Source organism: Microcoleus sp. PH2017_08_TRC_O_A, assembly GCF_020738665.1.
In the GTDB taxonomy this organism is placed as follows: Bacteria; Cyanobacteriota; Cyanobacteriia; order Cyanobacteriales; family Microcoleaceae; genus Microcoleus.
Genome location: NZ_JAEQCE010000024.1, coordinates 23738 through 40284, shown reverse-complemented (window position 1 = coordinate 40284; position 16547 = coordinate 23738). Strand labels below are relative to the sequence as shown.

At 44.1% G+C, this 16547-nt stretch carries 15 protein-coding genes and 2 pseudogenes; 11 read left to right on the top strand and 6 right to left on the bottom strand.

The features are described from left to right. Window positions 1–528: 528 nt before the first annotated feature. The 6 genes and pseudogenes from JGK22_RS10635 to JGK22_RS33245 all read left to right on the top strand — a co-directional run. Window positions 529–1041 carry a hypothetical protein gene (locus JGK22_RS10635; protein WP_293174185.1) on the top strand — a complete coding sequence of 171 codons (513 nt, stop codon included), beginning with the start codon at window positions 529–531 and terminating at the stop codon, window positions 1039–1041. Between the two features lie 456 nt (window positions 1042–1497). Beyond that, window positions 1498–2280, top strand: a complete 783-nt coding sequence (locus JGK22_RS10630) for a DsbA family protein (protein WP_293174188.1) — start codon at window positions 1498–1500, stop codon at window positions 2278–2280. 265 nt (window positions 2281–2545) lie between these two features. Next, window positions 2546–2836: a helix-turn-helix domain-containing protein gene (locus JGK22_RS10625; RefSeq protein WP_293189355.1), complete on the top strand. Its 291-nt coding sequence runs from the start codon at window positions 2546–2548 to the stop codon at window positions 2834–2836. A gap of 255 nt (window positions 2837–3091) precedes the next feature. Further along, entirely contained in the window at window positions 3092–4048 is a 957-nt protein-coding gene (locus tag JGK22_RS10620) for an ISAzo13 family transposase (RefSeq protein ID WP_293202696.1), read from the top strand. Then, window positions 4038–4300: pseudogene (locus tag JGK22_RS33250) on the top strand (hypothetical protein). Before JGK22_RS10620 ends, JGK22_RS33250 begins: the two are co-directional and overlap by 11 nt. Window positions 4301–4340: 40 nt before the next feature. Beyond that, window positions 4341–4535, top strand: a pseudogene (locus JGK22_RS33245) (DUF5615 family PIN-like protein); the annotation flags it as partial. A gap of 203 nt (window positions 4536–4738) precedes the next feature. Here JGK22_RS33245 and JGK22_RS10605 read toward each other — a convergent pair. Then, window positions 4739–5212, bottom strand: coding sequence for a hypothetical protein (locus JGK22_RS10605; RefSeq protein WP_293174197.1), 474 nt, complete (start codon window positions 5210–5212; stop codon window positions 4739–4741). A gap of 171 nt (window positions 5213–5383) precedes the next feature. Between JGK22_RS10605 and uvrB the strand changes: the two genes are divergently transcribed. Next, window positions 5384–7396, top strand: a complete 2013-nt coding sequence (gene uvrB / locus JGK22_RS10600) for an excinuclease ABC subunit UvrB (protein ID WP_293174200.1) — start codon at window positions 5384–5386, stop codon at window positions 7394–7396. 76 nt (window positions 7397–7472) lie between these two features. Continuing rightward, window positions 7473–7796, top strand: coding sequence for a DUF4926 domain-containing protein (locus tag JGK22_RS10595; protein ID WP_293174203.1), 324 nt, complete (start codon window positions 7473–7475; stop codon window positions 7794–7796). A 179-nt stretch (window positions 7797–7975) separates the two neighbouring features. On the opposite strand, the gene JGK22_RS10590 is transcribed toward JGK22_RS10595, so the two are convergent. The 4 genes from JGK22_RS10590 to JGK22_RS10575 all read right to left on the bottom strand — a co-directional run bounded on the left by JGK22_RS10590 (window position 7976) and on the right by JGK22_RS10575 (window position 10098). Then, entirely contained in the window at window positions 7976–8344 is a 369-nt protein-coding gene (locus JGK22_RS10590) for a type II toxin-antitoxin system PemK/MazF family toxin (RefSeq protein WP_293174206.1), read from the bottom strand. Window positions 8345–8349: 5 nt separating this feature from the next. Continuing rightward, window positions 8350–8754 (bottom strand): hypothetical protein, encoded by a 405-nt coding sequence (locus JGK22_RS10585; RefSeq protein WP_293174209.1) that lies wholly within the window; start codon window positions 8752–8754, stop codon window positions 8350–8352. Between the two features lie 89 nt (window positions 8755–8843). Beyond that, window positions 8844–9116 carry a hypothetical protein gene (locus tag JGK22_RS10580; RefSeq protein WP_293174212.1) on the bottom strand — a complete coding sequence of 91 codons (273 nt, stop codon included), beginning with the start codon at window positions 9114–9116 and terminating at the stop codon, window positions 8844–8846. A 457-nt stretch (window positions 9117–9573) separates the two neighbouring features. Continuing rightward, window positions 9574–10098, bottom strand: coding sequence for a hypothetical protein (locus JGK22_RS10575; RefSeq protein WP_293174214.1), 525 nt, complete (start codon window positions 10096–10098; stop codon window positions 9574–9576). Between the two features lie 259 nt (window positions 10099–10357). Here JGK22_RS10575 and JGK22_RS10570 point away from each other — a divergent pair, with 259 nt between their 5' ends. After that, window positions 10358–11224 (top strand): substrate-binding domain-containing protein, encoded by an 867-nt coding sequence (locus JGK22_RS10570; RefSeq protein WP_293174217.1) that lies wholly within the window; start codon window positions 10358–10360, stop codon window positions 11222–11224. Window positions 11225–11472: 248 nt separating this feature from the next. Then, window positions 11473–13413: an ATP-binding protein gene (locus tag JGK22_RS10565; protein WP_293312830.1), complete on the top strand. Its 1941-nt coding sequence runs from the start codon at window positions 11473–11475 to the stop codon at window positions 13411–13413. A gap of 437 nt (window positions 13414–13850) precedes the next feature. On the opposite strand, the gene JGK22_RS10560 is transcribed toward JGK22_RS10565, so the two are convergent. Further along, complete coding sequence (locus JGK22_RS10560) at window positions 13851–14888, bottom strand: NADP(H)-dependent aldo-keto reductase (protein ID WP_293174223.1); 1038 nt, start codon at window positions 14886–14888, stop codon at window positions 13851–13853. 195 nt (window positions 14889–15083) lie between these two features. Between JGK22_RS10560 and JGK22_RS10555 the strand changes: the two genes are divergently transcribed. Further along, entirely contained in the window at window positions 15084–16265 is a 1182-nt protein-coding gene (locus JGK22_RS10555; RefSeq protein WP_293174226.1) for a DegT/DnrJ/EryC1/StrS aminotransferase family protein, read from the top strand. Window positions 16266–16547: the final 282 nt, after the last annotated feature.

Sequence of the window (16547 nt, the reverse complement as noted above, 5' to 3'; positions counted from 1 at the left end):
CACACTCTTTTTTTGAAGTCAGTTGTTAGTTGTTATTTGTTAGTTGTTAGTTGTTATTTGTCAGTTGTTATTTGTTATTTGTTATTTGTTATTTGTTAGTTGTCATTAGCGCGAGCGTCCTCGCTCGCGAACGTTTGTGAGTTGTCATTAGGAACGAAAAGTTAATAACTTACACAAGTTTGTGGGATGGGCGTCCCGCCCGTCCAGAAAGAATGGACTCTCCCGCCCATCCCACAAGAACAATAAAAATTGTAAGTTATTTAATTCTCATTCCTTAGCGCGAGCGTCCCCGCTCGCGAACGTTAATTTCCCAAATCAGGATTTAAGTGTTTTGGTTTATGCTCCTGACAAAAAACTGATTTTGACTGCCAAGTACGACCAGCAATCAAATCAGATTGAAGACAAGTCTTGACTTGGTTAAAAAGCGGAATTTATAGCAGCGCGACGCTTTAATATTCCGCAGCTTTTTGAAGTCGAAGGAATCTCAATTTGAGACGGAACTGTTGTGTAGTTGGAAAAATAATTACCATGAGTAGCAGCGATAATTACAAGCGACAAATCATGAGCGATTTGGCTCAGGGCGATCGCGAAATGATGCCTGAGACAACTGGTGAAGAGTACGAAAATTTTGACGATTTTGCTCAGAGAACTTCCCCGGATCAGCGCAAACAATTATTCGGGCGTTCTTTTAATCACGAGTCTCTTCCGCCGGCACAGTTGGAACCGGAATTGCAAAAGGCGATCGCCCAAATCAAGCCGAACGAACTGGACGACGTGGCTCGGGAGTTCTTCAAGCAGTTGGACAAGAGAGGATTGAACGATCGCCAGTTGGAAAAGCAATTAGGACTTTCTACCCACCACGCGAGCCGCATGACTGCTGATGATGTTACCAAGCTTGCCTCGTTCACCTATCACAATCACCCGGATATTTTCCGAGAAGTGCTGGCAGAACAGCCTAGTTTGATGAAGTTTTTGGGAAATCCAGTTGTGGCAGGTATTTTGGGGATAGTTGCTGCTAAATGGCTCAACAGCCGGAAATGATTGAGGAAGGACTGAAGTCCTCACTACAAACCTTTAGAGATTGTTTGTAGCGAGGACTTCAGTCCTCTCTCATTTGATGAGGACTGAAGTCCTCACTACAGACTATTCGCTCCAATATCATACTAAATTTCGAGATTTTAAATCTTAATTATGCCGCTGGTTGCTGTTAGGGTGAGTAGGGAGCATCTCATTGTTGCAAGAAGCGTTTTTTATTCTAGTGCTGTCCCCGCTCGCGTGTTTGTATAAACACGCGAGCGGGGACAGCACTATAAATGCAAAACTGAGATGCTCCCGGTTAGTAAAACCCACTGCCAATTGCCCACTCCGAATTTGCGATCGCCAATTGCTAATTATTGCTTAGATATAAAAATAGCTGCACAGCACTAAACTGCGGTACACCTGACACTCCGCAAAATTAAATGTAGGATTAAGTGTTGCCGTAAACCAGGAAAAAAGATGAACATATCCACTATTTGGCGAAAATTCCGCAGCCAGCAAGCCTTCTGCTTGGCTGCACTGCTTGCGGGTTGCCTTGTATTTATCGGTTGTTCCCCCGCCCAGTCAGCGGCTGGCAATTCAGTCGATCCCAAGTTTAAAGAGCAAGTCTTGCAGGTGATCCGCGAAAACCCCCAAGCAATTTTAGATTCGGTACAAGCGTATCAGCAACAGCAGCAGCAGTCTCTCAAAGCAGCGCAGGAGTCATTTTTCCAGGAGATGAAAACAAATCCCAAATCGGCGATCGGGGATTCTCCTAGCACGGGTTCGGCTTCGCAGCAGATTGTACTTTTAGAATTCTCTGACTTTCAATGTCCGTTTTGCGCGCGCGCTCACGATACCGTTAAGCAGTTTATGGCAAAACACCAGGACAAAGTTACTTTAGCTTACAAGCATTTTCCCTTGAGTTCAATTCACCCTCAAGCGCTACCAGCAGCTAAAGCAGCTTGGGCTGCCCAACAGCAGGGAAAATTCTGGGAATATTACAGCGCTTTGTTTGAAGGGCAAAAACAGTTAGGCGAGGAATTTTACGGATCGATCGCCCAAAAGCTCAATCTCAAGTTAGATAAATTCAACAGCGATCGCAACAGCCCCGCCGCCGAAGCCGCGATTCAGAAAGACGTGCAACTGGCTCAAAAACTGGGAATCGAAGGCACTCCATTCTTTATTCTGAACGGCAAAACATTCTCCGGTGCGCTGGAGCTTTCTGAGATGGAAAAGATTCTCGCCAGTGTCTCCAAATAACAAGGTAAAAGATACGACAAACTTAGTTTTTCTGTCTTTTTCACTTTTTCGTTGCAATTTCAATTTGGAGTCGTTAAAGATGCATTCCCAGACTAAAGTCTGGGAACAATCAAAATTTAACTGATTAGCGGAATTCCCCATCCGTCTACACGGTGGGGATGGATAGCGCGGCTGTTGGAACTCCCCGATCCAACAGCCAATTAGCTTTGCCTTCGACCTAGAATATTTATTTACTGATTTAAGTTTTTCGTAGTAAGATAGAGACATGAAACACGCAGTCAAGGTACGAATTTATCCTAACGATGAGCAGCAAGTAGCGCTATCAAAAGCATTCGGCTGTGCCCGTTGGTTTTGGAATAATTCGTTAGCCATGACCAATCAACTTTATAAAGAAACTGGTAAAGGGCTATCCCAGGAAGGGAGAAACGACCGTCTACCTGCTCTCAAAAAAGAGTTTGGATGGTTGGCTGAACCTTATAGCCAAGTGTTGCAATCGGTGTCGCTAAACTTGTCTAGAGCGTTTATCAATTTCTTTGAGCGACGGGATAAGGAATGAAAATTTAATAACACAAGCAAGGTATAATAAACAAATGAGTGATTGCAAAGGATGTAACATTTCATTTTGTGGTCAAAACTCATCCTTAGGAATGAAAATTTAATAACACAAGCAAGGTATAATAAACAAATGAGTGATTACAAAGGATGTAACATTTCATTCTGGTGGTCAAAACTCATCCTTATTCGATGTTCACCTTCTTTGTTTCCCTAATAATTGGTTAGTTAATTTCCTTCATTTTGTTCAGGTAAATTTATGTATTACTCCTCTGAAATTACTGCTCAGATGCGGAAACTTTATCAATCTCTATCTGAAAAAGATCGACGAAGATATGCAGCAATAGAAGCCGAAAAACTTGGTTATGGTGGAATTAGTTACATATCCCGAATTTTGGCAGCAGACAGAAATACAATAGCCAAAGGCATTAAGGAATTAAAAAGTGAATCAGAGACTACTTTTGAGGGACACAGAATTCGTCAAAAAGGAGGAGGAAGAAAAACTAGCGAGTCTCTGATACCTGGCTTGAATGAAAGTTTTTTAGAAGTGTTAAAACATTATACAGCAGGCAGCCCAATGGATGAGAAAATTAAATGGACTAATCTCACTCAAGAAGAAATAGTTGAAGGTCTGAAAGTTCATGGCATAACAGTCAGTGTAACGGTTGTCAAAAAATTATTAAAAAAGCACGGATATGTGAAACGTCAAGCTCAAAAAAAACAAACAACAGGAATAACAAAGAATCGTAACGAACAATTTGAAAATCTTGCCAGAATCACTGAAGAGTATGAGTTACAGGGAAATCCTATCATTAGCATGGATACCAAAAAAAAGGAATTTATTGGAAATTTATATCGCTCAGGAACTCTGTATACTACCGAAACAGTTACCACACTTGACCATGACTTTTTCAGTTTGGCTGAGGGCAAAATAGTACCTCATGGAATTTATGATGTGCAACATAACCGAGGATATTTAACCCTAGGTATTAGTAAAGATACGAGTGAATTTGCTTGTGAATCGATTAAATCATGGTGGATAAATTACGGAATCTATCTCTACCCTCAAGCAAGTTCAATCTTGATTAAATGCGATGGAGGTGGTAGTAATAATTCTAATCACTATATCTTTAAATCGGATTTGCAAAAATTAGTCAACGTAGCTCCATATAGAAATCAGAATAGCACATTATCCTCCCTATACATTGGAGTATAATCCAATAGAGCATCGCTTATTTTCTCATGTAACGAGAGCTTGTCAAGGAGTGATTTTTACTTCTGTTGAGTTGGTCAAAGAGCTCATGAAAAAAAACCACACAAAACCGGACTTTCTGTGGTGGTAAATGTGCTTGATAAAATTTATAAAACTGGTAGAAAAGTAGCAGATGGATTTAAGAATACAATGAAAATTATTTTTGATGAATATTTGCCAAAATGGAATTACCGTGCTGTTCCGACAAATGAGTAGATAATGAAGTTATTAATTTTTCAGTCCTAAGGATAGGGATTTTGTTGATTTAGTAATTAGCCTTGGCAAACCGCCTCAAATTCTTTGGCTAACCTGTGGCAACATTACGAATAAAGATTTGCATCGTATTTTTACTCGTGCTTTTCCTGACGCAATTGAGCTATTTAATAATGGCGAAAATATTGTGGAAATTGGTAGGATAAAATATAGCCTTTCTCAAAAAGATGAGGTATGACAGACAGCTTACATAACCTCCCAGACAAAGAGGGCTCGCATCCCAACAACGTCCGCGAATATGAGAGCTAGATCCGCTATAAATTACTTTCGAGTTTTCCAATTATCAATCTCCTTGGTCACAAACTTCTCTAAAAATGTGTTTTTAGTCATTAGTTAATAGAGTTAATAGTGAAAAACTAATAACTAATGACCAATGAATAATTAATCTAAAAATCCCATTAAGGTCGAGCTGTCGTCAATGTCGTTGGAAGCAATTGGCCGGTTGCCTCCCATGGTGGAGTAAACTTCATCAATGTGCAGATTGCTGATCGCAATAGGGCGCGCACCGGACATACTGAACATTTCACTGACTTGCATGGCGCTGGAGCCGATCGGGCGTCTGCCGAGTGTAGCCACCACTTCAAAGTCGCTGGCTTCGATCGGGCGATTGCCTACAGTGCCGTAGGTTTCGCTGATGTGCAGGGTGCTAGCGCCGATCGGGCGATTCCCCGAGATCGAGACTGTCTCGCTGATGGTAAAATCGTTTGGGCCGACGGGGCGGTTGTCATGTAGGAGTTGCGGCTGATAAAGTTGAATGCCCGCTGATTTGGCTTCGCTGGCGGGTGGTAGGGCCTTGGTAGTGCCTTTGCCGCCGCGGGGGCTCGCTTTGACTTTGTCTTTGGGTGTGAGAGCCATAATTTTTTTTCCTTGCTGATTACTGGGTTCGGACAACTGCTTTTCTGGGCTTTCTGCTTTCTATTTGAACCGATAATTAAAATAATATTATAAAGTTTAACTATTTTCTTAACGAAATTGCAGAATCTCTGAATTTTTGTTAAAATTTATCGGTAATAGCGACATTTTCCTATGGTAACTGCGGCAGCATCTTTTCAATTGCAAGCGCCCTTCGATCCCACGGGCGACCAACCGCTAGCGATCGCCCAACTCGTCAAAGGCATCCAAGCGGGCGATCGATTTCAAACCTTACTCGGTGCCACAGGTACGGGCAAAACCTTCACCATTGCCTCGGCGATCGAAAAAATCGGTAGACCCACCTTAGTCTTAGCACACAACAAAACCCTGGCCGCTCAACTGTGCAACGAACTCCGCAATTTTTTCCCCAACAATGCAGTCGAATACTTTGTCAGTTATTACGACTACTACCAACCTGAAGCATACATCGCCGTCAGCGATACTTTTATTGAAAAAACCGCAGCAATTAACGATGAGATCGATATGCTGCGACACTCCGCCACGCGATCGCTCTTTGAACGCCGCGACGTAATTGTCGTAGCATCAATTAGCTGCATTTACGGTTTGGGAATGCCCGCAGAATACCTGAAAGCTGCTATCCCTTTGCAAGTAGGAATGGAAGTCAACCAGCGGCAAATATTGCGAGATTTAGTCAACGTCCAATACAGCCGCAACGACCTAGATTTAGGTAGAGGCAAATTTCGAGTCAAAGGCGATGTTGTAGAAATCGGCCCCGCCTACGAAGATCGAATTATTCGCGTCGAATTCTTCGGCGACGAAATCGATGCCATTCGCTACGTTGACCCCGTAACTGGTAAAATCATCCAAAGTACAACGGCTTTAAATATTTATCCTGCGCGCCACTTTGTGACTGCTGATGATAAATTAGAGGCAGCTTGCCAAGGAATAGAACTCGAATTAGAAGACAGGCTGCTAGCATTTGAAAAAGAAGGGAAACTATTAGAAGCGCAGCGGATAGAACAGCGCACTCGCTACGATTTGGAAATGCTGCGGGAAGTTGGATACTGTAACGGAGTAGAGAATTATTCGCGGCATTTAGCAGGCCGAAATGCCGGAGAACCGCCCGAATGTTTGATTGATTATTTTCCGAAAGATTGGATGTTGGTAGTAGATGAATCCCACGTCACAGTGCCGCAAATTCGGGGAATGTACAACGGCGACCAAGCGCGGAAAAAAGTATTGATCGAACATGGTTTTCGCTTGCCAAGTGCTGCTGACAACCGCCCTTTGAAAGCAGAGGAGTTCTGGGCAAAAGAGAATCAGTGCATCTTTGTTTCTGCGACTCCGGGGAATTGGGAAATGGAAATCTCGGAAGGGAGAGTTGCCGAGCAAGTAATTCGCCCTACGGGAGTCGTCGATCCGACAATTTTCGTGCGCCCGACGGAAGGACAAATTGACGATTTGTTGGGGGAAATTAAGCAGAGAGTCACTCGGGACGAGCGAGTTTTGGTGACGACTTTGACGAAGCGGATGGCGGAGGATTTAACTGAATATTTGCAGGAAAGGGCGATTAGAGTCCGGTATTTGCACTCGGAAATTCAGTCGATTCAACGCATCGAAATTATCCAAGATTTGCAGGATGGCAAGTTTGATGTGTTGATTGGTGTCAACTTGCTGCGGGAAGGTTTGGATTTGCCGGAAGTGTCGCTGGTGGTGATTTTGGATGCGGATAAAGAGGGGTTTTTGCGATCGGAACGTTCTTTGATTCAAACGATTGGACGGGCGGCGCGCCACGTGCAGGGACAGGCTATTTTGTATGCGGATAATTTGACTGATAGTATGGTTAAGGCGATCGACGAAACGGATCGGCGCCGGGGGATTCAGCTAGCGTACAATAAGATGCACGGGATTACGCCGCAGCCGATCGCGAAAAAGCGATCGACTAATGCGATTCTGGCGTTTCTGGATGTGTCGCGCAAGCTGAACTCGCAGCAGTTGGAGGAGGTTTACGAACAGGTGGATGAGTTATCTTTGGACGAGATTCCTCAGTTAATCGGGCGGTTGGAGACGCAGATGAAGGCGGCGGCGAAGAAGTTGGAGTTTGAGGAGGCTGGTAAGTTGCGCGATCGAATTAAGCATCTGCGGGATAAACTGTTAGGGCATTAGATATCGACCATATTTACCGTGGAACAGGCATCTTGCCTGTTCAAAATAGGCTTTTGATGTATATTAAACTCGGCGGTTGAAACCGCGTCTACACGAACAAAACCCGCCTTCGCGGGTTGAAGAATGGGGAGCAATGAGCAAATTTCAGTTATTCGATGCAGTATGTTTAACCGAAGCAGTCGCCCTCGGTGATGGCGAGATTGCACCGCCAGAAACAGCCGGGGCAATTGTTGAGGTATTCAAAAACGGTGAAGCCTATTTAGTCGAGTTATTTGGCGGATGGGTGAAAGCAGAAGTTGGCGGAGATTTTGTTACCGCAACTCAGGATGAACCAGAATCATTTATGGAAACGATAGGTGTTGAAACGGTTTATCCGCATCAGTTGCGATTATACAACTGACGCATGGGCCCAGAAACCGGGTTTTTGTGAAAATACTTCGTTGTGGCGAGTAAATTCGTTAAAAACCCGGTTTCTTTGTCGGAGTGCATAAATTCCGATCGACCTATTATATAGATGAATGGGAAGGGCGCTCGCATTAAGAATTTGCGCGATCGACTGTTAGGTTATTAATGGATAATTTAAAAGCCGAACATTAGCTTGAGTCCATTTGCGATCGGCTGATACTCTTCTGCGGTTAAACTGCCAAGATACCGCAATATTCGCCGGATATCTACAGTGCGTACTTGATCCAGCAATACTATCGAGTCGGCAGTTAGATTTCCCACTCCTGCCCGAAGACTTGGGTATAAAATTGGATTTTGTGCAGTCCAATCTCCTGATTGTCTGGTAATCGGCACAACAATCACAAGCTCAAAACGGATCGTACCTGTGTCGCTTGGGCTCCCCACTACTACAGCAGGGCGTCTTCCTTGTTGTTCGTGCAGTGCAGGCGTTTGAGGAGGGAAATCAACGAGTAAAATATCGCGGATGTTGAATGTATTAGTCACGCTTATTACTTTACCCTTTCGTCTTCAAGAATAACGGCACCTACTCCCGGTATATAGCGCACGGGTTGGCCAAGTTTCATCGGATCTACATCTCCCCAATCATATGGAGGAATTTCATTATCGACGAGGTAAAGTTGACGCCAAGGTGATTTTGCTAATGCTTCTTCGGAAATGTCAGGAAAAAACATGAGCACTTCTGGGATACCGACTGGAAAACCATTGAGTTTGCTCAAGCCATCTATAATGGCGGCTAAGACGGATAAGTCTAGGTGGCTGAGGTTTTCTGCTTTTTCGATCAGTTGGTATACGGTTTCAGGATTGAGTGTTTCGCCCACAGCTTCGACCAAGTTTTCGGGGGTGAAACCTCGACATTTCAAGTATTCGGCTAGTTGTAAGCGAATTGTACTCATGGGTTTAGTTGAGAAAGATTTTAGGATGAAGGGCGATCGCCCTTTACCATTGTCTTATTTTTTGGATGGTAAGGGCGATCGGCTTTTTGTTAAATTCCTAGTCTATCCGTAACATATTCGCGATCGTGACAATCTGCGTGTGATGAACCATCGTTATCCCAAGGATTTGGCTGACAATCAAGTTCGTACTTCAAGTCATCTATTTCCTGTCGCTGTTCTTGGATAGTTTCGTCCTTGTCATCAAGCAGACTGCGGATACACTCTGCCCAAGCGGGGTTTAACTCCTCCAAAGCAGAGAAGATCGGAGTCAGGCTATGCTTGGCATACAATAGTCCATCTTGTGGGTTATAATTGTCGAACATATATTTCAAAAGTTGGGTTTAGTTGTGTGGGTCTGACGTTTACAGGTCAAATCAACTGAGCTACCTAGCTAAAACGAGGGCATTGTCTGAATTAGTAGTTCAGGCGAGCCTTTTTCGTATCAGGATAGGATTCGGTATTGCGAAAAATCCAAGATTGCAAAAAATACAAGACATTAGAGAGTTCTTATACTTGGCAATTTGAGGAGTTTTTGTCTTCTTTTGTCTTTTAAGACTTTAACACTGGCCAGCAGAATTGGCAACTATATTTTGTGCCAAATATCGATAAATATAAACCTCTCTACCTGATATCAGCGTCAATCCAATCTGGGAAATTTTCCCAATATTGGGAATAATGACTTGAAAGATTGTTGAGTTAGGTATGCTAAAGTTTAGATCGCTCCTCTATCCCATTTCCTCTGCGTCAAGGGCGATCGCCCAAAACACCACCAAAAACCAACTACTTGCTCAATACCACAGCATCCGTACTGCTAGCAAAAGCCGGATGAATAAACTCCTCCTTCTCGAACAGCGTGATGAAACCCTGATCTACAGCTAGCTGCATCACTTCCGTCAAAAATCCTCTGAGGGTATCTAATACTTGAGTGCGATCGCATTCAAACACCTTTTCCCAGCACGAAGTCCCAAACTCGATCCAAGTGCAGTTAATCTTATTGTCGATCGGTAGCAACATAATAGTAAACCAACTCTCACCAAAGTCTATTTCTATTGGTTTACCTTGCGATAGCTTCGCAATTTCCTTGGGAAAGTAATTGTCGATCATCATACAGATATCTGGATCTAAAAACACCTCTTTTTGAGCATCACCTATTTCTATGAAAACTTTATGGTTGTATTCAAAACAGAAACATCGCCATCCCATTTCAAAATGAGAAAGCTCTCCTAATGGATCTTCTGGAGGTTCTGCCCAGTCTTCTAAGAAACGCTCTCCTAATTTAAAATTAAATTTTTGACCGCTATTCATGGCTGCTACTCCTATGTTAGAACTTCGCGCTCTCCCGATTATGCAAAAGTATGAAAATATATGATATTCGATCGCACTTACAGATTTTTGCTCAAACGCTTCGACTATACACAAGTTTGTAAAGAATTTTTAAATAGATCGCCACTTTTCGGTATTTATGTTAGTGTAAGGCCAAGTCAGGGAAGCACAAAAAAATGATTGCTGTTTGGTTTGATGAAAAATTTAGCAAGCTGACAATATTACCCAATAATTGTATACTATGAAACGGAATTTATTAATCCTGACTTTAGGCGCGATCGCACTTTTTGGCTTGCCCAGTTGCTCAACAAACGCCAGTACCTCCACGGCTACAACGGTTGCAACGGCAGCAGCGCCAACTGATGCCTCGCTCAAAATCGGAGGTTCAAGCAGCACAATAGGTGTGATTCAGACGCTAGCGACTAATTATGAATCCACCTCCCAAAACACCAAAATTACTCAGTTAGAGCCGGGACAATCTGAAACAGTGATTGCAGGAGTCAAACAACAACTTATTGATATTGGTGCAATTTCTAAAACATTAAAGCCCGAGGAAAATGATGGCACATTAGAGTTTCGTGAAGTCGCCCACGATGCCCTTCTCGTTGCTACTCATCCCAGCGTCAAAGGGGTGAAAAACCTGACCACTAAAGACCTCAAAGCCATTTACAGCGGCACCTTGACCAACTGGAAAAAACTGGGCGGGCCCGATGCTAAGATTGTGGTACTCGATCGCCCAGAAGATGAATCTGCCAAACGCCTCCTCCGCAAACACTATCTCGGAAAAGATTTGAAGAGTTCACCGCAAGCAGTAGTGTTCCGCAAAGAAGGAGAATTAATCGAGGCGATTCAAAGCACTCCCTACAGCATCGGTACTTTTTCCCTGGCTTACGCCATTTCCCATAAACTACCCGTAAACCGTCTTAGTCTCAACAATGTTGAGCCTACAGCCGAAAATGTCAAAGCAGGCAAATATCAAATGGTACGCCCGATCGAAATTCTTTGGCATAAAAATGCTTCGGAGTCTACTCAAGGACTGATTAAATACATTTTTAGCCCGTCAGGAACCACTGCTTTGGAGAAGTCTGGGTTTGTTGTTAGTAAATAGCATCAACTTGAGCTGCGAACCTAGTGTCAGCTTACTGATGAGTTAACAATCTTCTCGATCCTTCTCTATCCAGCTTTGTTAAGAAGGGACTAGACGATCGATTCCCCCTTTTTAAGGAATATTTACTGGTATCGAGAGTGCGCGGTAAGCTAGATTTATTAAACAACTTGACGTTTAAATTGACACTACATGGTTTTAGCTACACTCAATCCTAGGTTGAAGTAGATATGTTACAGGGCTTCAGATATGTGCGACTCCCTATCTCAGTCAAGCTGTTGTCTCCTTTGTTGGTGGCATTCCTTAGCCTGTGGACTTTCGGAACCCTGGGCTTTGGTTATTTTGCCAGAAAGAACTTAGAACAAACGGCGCACAAGGAGATAGAAGATAGGGCTACTTTACTCCAACAAGATCTGAAGCAAAAGCAAGAATTGCTCTACTTAAAAGCTCGTTGGGTGAGCGAGGACAGGAATGTAATCAGGGCCGTTGCTGCGGGCGATCGCCCTTTATTGCTCCGTACCATGTTACCAATCCAGGCATCCTTAAAACTGGATTTGATCAGAATCGTAGACACAAATGGTGAACTCTTAGTATCTTCGCAGCAGGGAGCACTGACACAAGCAATATTAGAAGATACTGCCATCAATCGTGCGGCTCGTGCTGGACTAAGTTTATCGGGCATTCTGCTGGCAGAAAAAGGGGCTGTACCCTCCCTGGTGGGATTGATCTCGATCAAATCTTCTACACAAATTTTGGCTGGTTTGGTTGTGGGGGGTGCGATTGACGACGCACTACTTCAGCAAATTCGCGGTAACACATCCATGCACTTAGTTGCATTCCAGGGCGATCGCATAACTGCTTCTACTTTACAGCTTAATCGCGATCGACCCTGGCAAGCTCCCCAGCCTGAATCTCTACCTAAAGTGGCAAAGATTGCAGGCGAAAACTACTTGATTAAAACGATCGGGCTACCAGGATTCGATCGCGCAACCCTCAAAATCGCCGTACTCAAGTCTGTCATACAAACCGAACAAGCAGAACAAAAGTTGTGGTTTGTGGTGGGTGGCTTTGGGCTGCTGGGAAGTTTCCTGGTGACGGGAGTGACACTCTGGGGATTTCGCATCACCCAATCTCTGGGGCGTCGGATTCAAAGCCTAACCCAAGCAACCCAGCAATTAGCCCAAGGCGACTTAACGACTCGCATTCCTGTCAACAACCAAGATGAAGTGGGGATTCTGGCACAATCATTTAACGTTATGGCACAAGAGCTAACAAATCGCGATCGACAACTAAGCCAACAAATGCAGCAATTAGAAAGCACGCTGAAAGAATTGCATCGTACCCAGAGTCAGATGGTGCAGAGTGAAAAAATGTCAGCACTAGGGCAAATGGTAGCAGGCGTAGCCCATGAAATCAACAATCCAGTTAGCTTTATTCACGGCAACATCACATACGTCAATCAATATACACAAGAACTGCTGCGATTGCTCAATTCATATCAACAGCACTATCCGAACCCTCCCCAATCGCTGCAAACAGAACTAGATGATGTGGATCTAAATTTTCTGAGTGAAGATCTCACCAAGGTACTGCATTCGATGCAAGTAGGCTCCGATCGCATTCGGGAAATTGTAATTTCGCTCCGCAATTTTGCTCGCCTGGATCAAGCAGAATTGAAGTTTGTCAATCTGCATGAAGGCATTGATAACACATTAATGATTGTGCAACACCGCATCAAAGCGACAGCACAACACCCAACCATTGAGATCGTAAAACAATATGGCGATTTGCCGCAGGTAGAATGCTATGCAGGACAACTCAACCAAGTATTTATGAACCTGCTAGTAAATGCGATTGACGCCTTGGAGGAGAGCAACCGAGGGCGCAGTTTCGATCAGATTGCCACCAACCCGAACACGATCTGCATTACTACCTCTCGCACGGAACCAAATCAAGTGCAGATAGTGTTTGCCGATAATGGTGCAGGTATTCCAGAGAATGTGCGATCGCGCCTATTTGACCCTTTCTTCACCACCAAGCCAGTGGGAAAGGGAACCGGGTTAGGCTTATCTATTAGCTATCAGATAATTGCTGAAAAGCATGGCGGAAAATTATGGTGCGATACTGCACCAAACTGCGGCACGAAATTTATCATCGAGCTGCCAATATCGGGCAACCATCAAGTTCATTAGGGAAATAATTATAGCACTTATGGTGTAACATGAGTTACGCTTAGGTAATTGATAATTGGCAATTAGCAATTGCTCTGAAGGTCTGTAGTGAGGACTTTAGTCCGCATTCACCTGAGGAATAAAATCAAATCCGGTAGCATCCGAATTATGTAGTGCGAGCGAGACGCTCGCGATCCACTCGCGAGCGAGACGCTCGCACTGAACGATTCAAATATATAATTCCGATGCTACCGGAAACGATATAAAATCCGAACGAGCGAACCAATTTTAGGATGGCGATTCCAGCGAAAATGATATGATTTAACCTTAACAAAAACGGTTCGTATTGCCCTTCATTTTGTGTTTGGGCTGCGGACTGAAGTCCGCACTACGAACCTTACTGATTGCGGTCATTCGAGCGGAGGCTATATCACTTAACCGCAACCTACTAATAAGGATTACGGCGTGGGATTGGGATAATTCGCGTGTACCGAATTGATTTCTGCTACGATATCTCGATCGAGAGTCACCTCCAAACTGCTAAGATTTTCCTCAAGTTGTGCGATCGATGTTGCACCGATAATTGTGCTAGTTACGAACCAACGCGATCGCACATAAGCCAAAGCCATTTGCGCCGGACTCAAACCGTGCGATCGCGCAATCTCAACATAGGCTTTCACGGCATCGTTCAGATTAGTTTTATCGTAACGTTGACCGAATCCTGCGAACAAAGCCAGTCGGGAATTTTCCGGGATTCCATTTAGATATTTACCCGTTAAAAGTCCGAAACCCAAGGGACTGTAAGCCATCAATCCCACATTTTTAAATCTGCAAGTTTCTGCCAAATTCATGTGAAAAGTCCGATTGCTCAAACTGAAAGCATTCTGAATCGAAATAACCTTCGGCAAATCGTGTTTTTCGGCTAATTCGCAAAACTCGCAAACTCCCCAAGGCGTTTCGTTGCTCAAACCCAAATAGCGAATTTTGCCAGCTTTAATTAAGTCAGCAAATACCTCTAATTGTTCCAAAATCGGTACGGTTTCGTGTTCTTGGGCGATGTCGTAATCTGGCGCACCAAATAGGGGCACGTAGCGATCGGGCCAGTGGATCTGATAGAGGTCGATGTAGTCTGTTTGCAGGCGCTTCAGGCTGTCGTTCAGGGCTTTTTCGACATTTGGGCGATCGATCTGATTTTTCCCTTCCCTAATCCACTTCAATCGAGTGCTTCTCCCCGCCACTTTAGTAGCTATAATGACTTTATCCCGCTGCTGTCGCGCCAACCATTCGCCGATATATTCCTCGGTTTTGCCCTGAGTTTCGGGTTTTCCCGGCACCGGATACATTTCTGCCGTATCGATAAAGTTGATGCCTCGGGCGATCGCAAAATCGAGCTGTTCAGCCGCTTCTGCAACCGTATTCTGCTGGCCGTAAGTCATCGTACCCAAACAGATTTCAGATACTAATAAGTCGCTGTTACCTAGTTTTTTGTATTCCACGATCTCAATTGCCGAAAAATTATCTAATTCTATCTTACCGAAAAACCTTGATTTAATATACAGCTCAGAAAAGTGAGATCGGCTTTCTCCTCTATTCCTCTTTTTCTCTGCGATCTCTGCGCCCTCTGCGGTTAAAAAAAATAAAATATCTCCGCAATTAAGTGCTAATATAAATAATTACTCTCCCTCCGATGTATGAGCAGTCGCCAGCCAAAAGTTCCATTTGTAAACCTTTACCTGCAACACCAACCAATCGAATCTCAAATAGCAGCAACACTTGCAACAATTATCCAGCACGGAGACTTTATTTTAGGTGAAGCACTGGCAGAATTTGAAACAGCCTTTGCAGCAGCTTCTGGAGTAAAATACGGCGTAGGAGTGGCTTGTGGAACTGATGCGATCGCCCTCGGACTCCAAGCTTGTGGCATCCATCCGGGCGACGAAATCATCCTCCCAGCCAACACATTTATCGCTACTATAATTGGTGTGATTCAAGCCAAAGCAGTACCTATTCTGGTAGATTGTGACCCGGAAACCGCCCTGATTGACCTCACAGCAGCCGAAACAGCAGTCAGCTCAAAAACTAAAGCAATTATCCCCGTACACCTCTACGGTCAAATGGTATCGCCTAGGGAAGTTTTAGATTTTGCTAGCCGCCACAAATTAATGATATTTGAAGATGCGGCACAAGCCCATTTAGCCGAAAGAGAAGGATACCGTGCAGGTTCCTTTGGTAAAGCAGCAGCATTCAGCTTTTATCCCAGCAAAAACCTCGGCTGTTTTGGCGATGGTGGGATGTTAATTACTAACGATGCAGAAATAGCACAAAAAATGCGAACTCTCCGCAATTACGGAGCACCCAGCAAATATTTGCACGCAGAAATCGGCACCAACAGCCGCCTCGATAATTTGCAAGCCGCCGTGCTCAATTTGAAATTGCCTTACTTGGAAAAATGGAATCGCGATCGCACCGACGCCGCTCAATACTACAATACTCTACTAGAACCCCTGAAACCCAAAGGCATTGTACCGATCGCCAATCACAGCGGCACAGGTCACATTTATCACCTCTACGTAATCCAGATTACTGACAAAAGCCCGTTACGGAAGCCCTCCCCTACGGGGGCTACGCCAACGAAGAGGATCGCCCGCAACACCCTTCAGGAACATCTCACCCGAGAAGGCATCCAAACAGGCATCCACTATCCCGTACCTTGCCACCTGCAACCAGCCTACCAAAACTTAGGCAATCCGGGCGACTTCCCCCACACCGAAACCCTGTGCGAACAAATTTTATCCTTGCCAATGTATCCCGGATTGAGCAATACTCAGATCGAGCAGGTTGTAAGGGCGATCGAGAAATCAGTTGACAGTTGACAGTTGACAGTTGACAGTTGACAGTTGACAGTTGACAGTTGACAGTTGACAGAAGGAAGACGCAATACTGAAGGAAGGCGCAATACTGAAAGAAGACGCAATGCTCTAGATGGAAGAATACACAGACAGTAAACTGTTTCGCGATCGGTATTTTACCTTTAATTAAGTTAATTTACTTAATTGTTTATAAAAGTTATGGTGAGGATGTTGCAAGCCATAGAGTAGAAATCTCAAAGCGTTGGAGTTGGGAATTAACAAATCTTTAACTCACCGTTCACAATC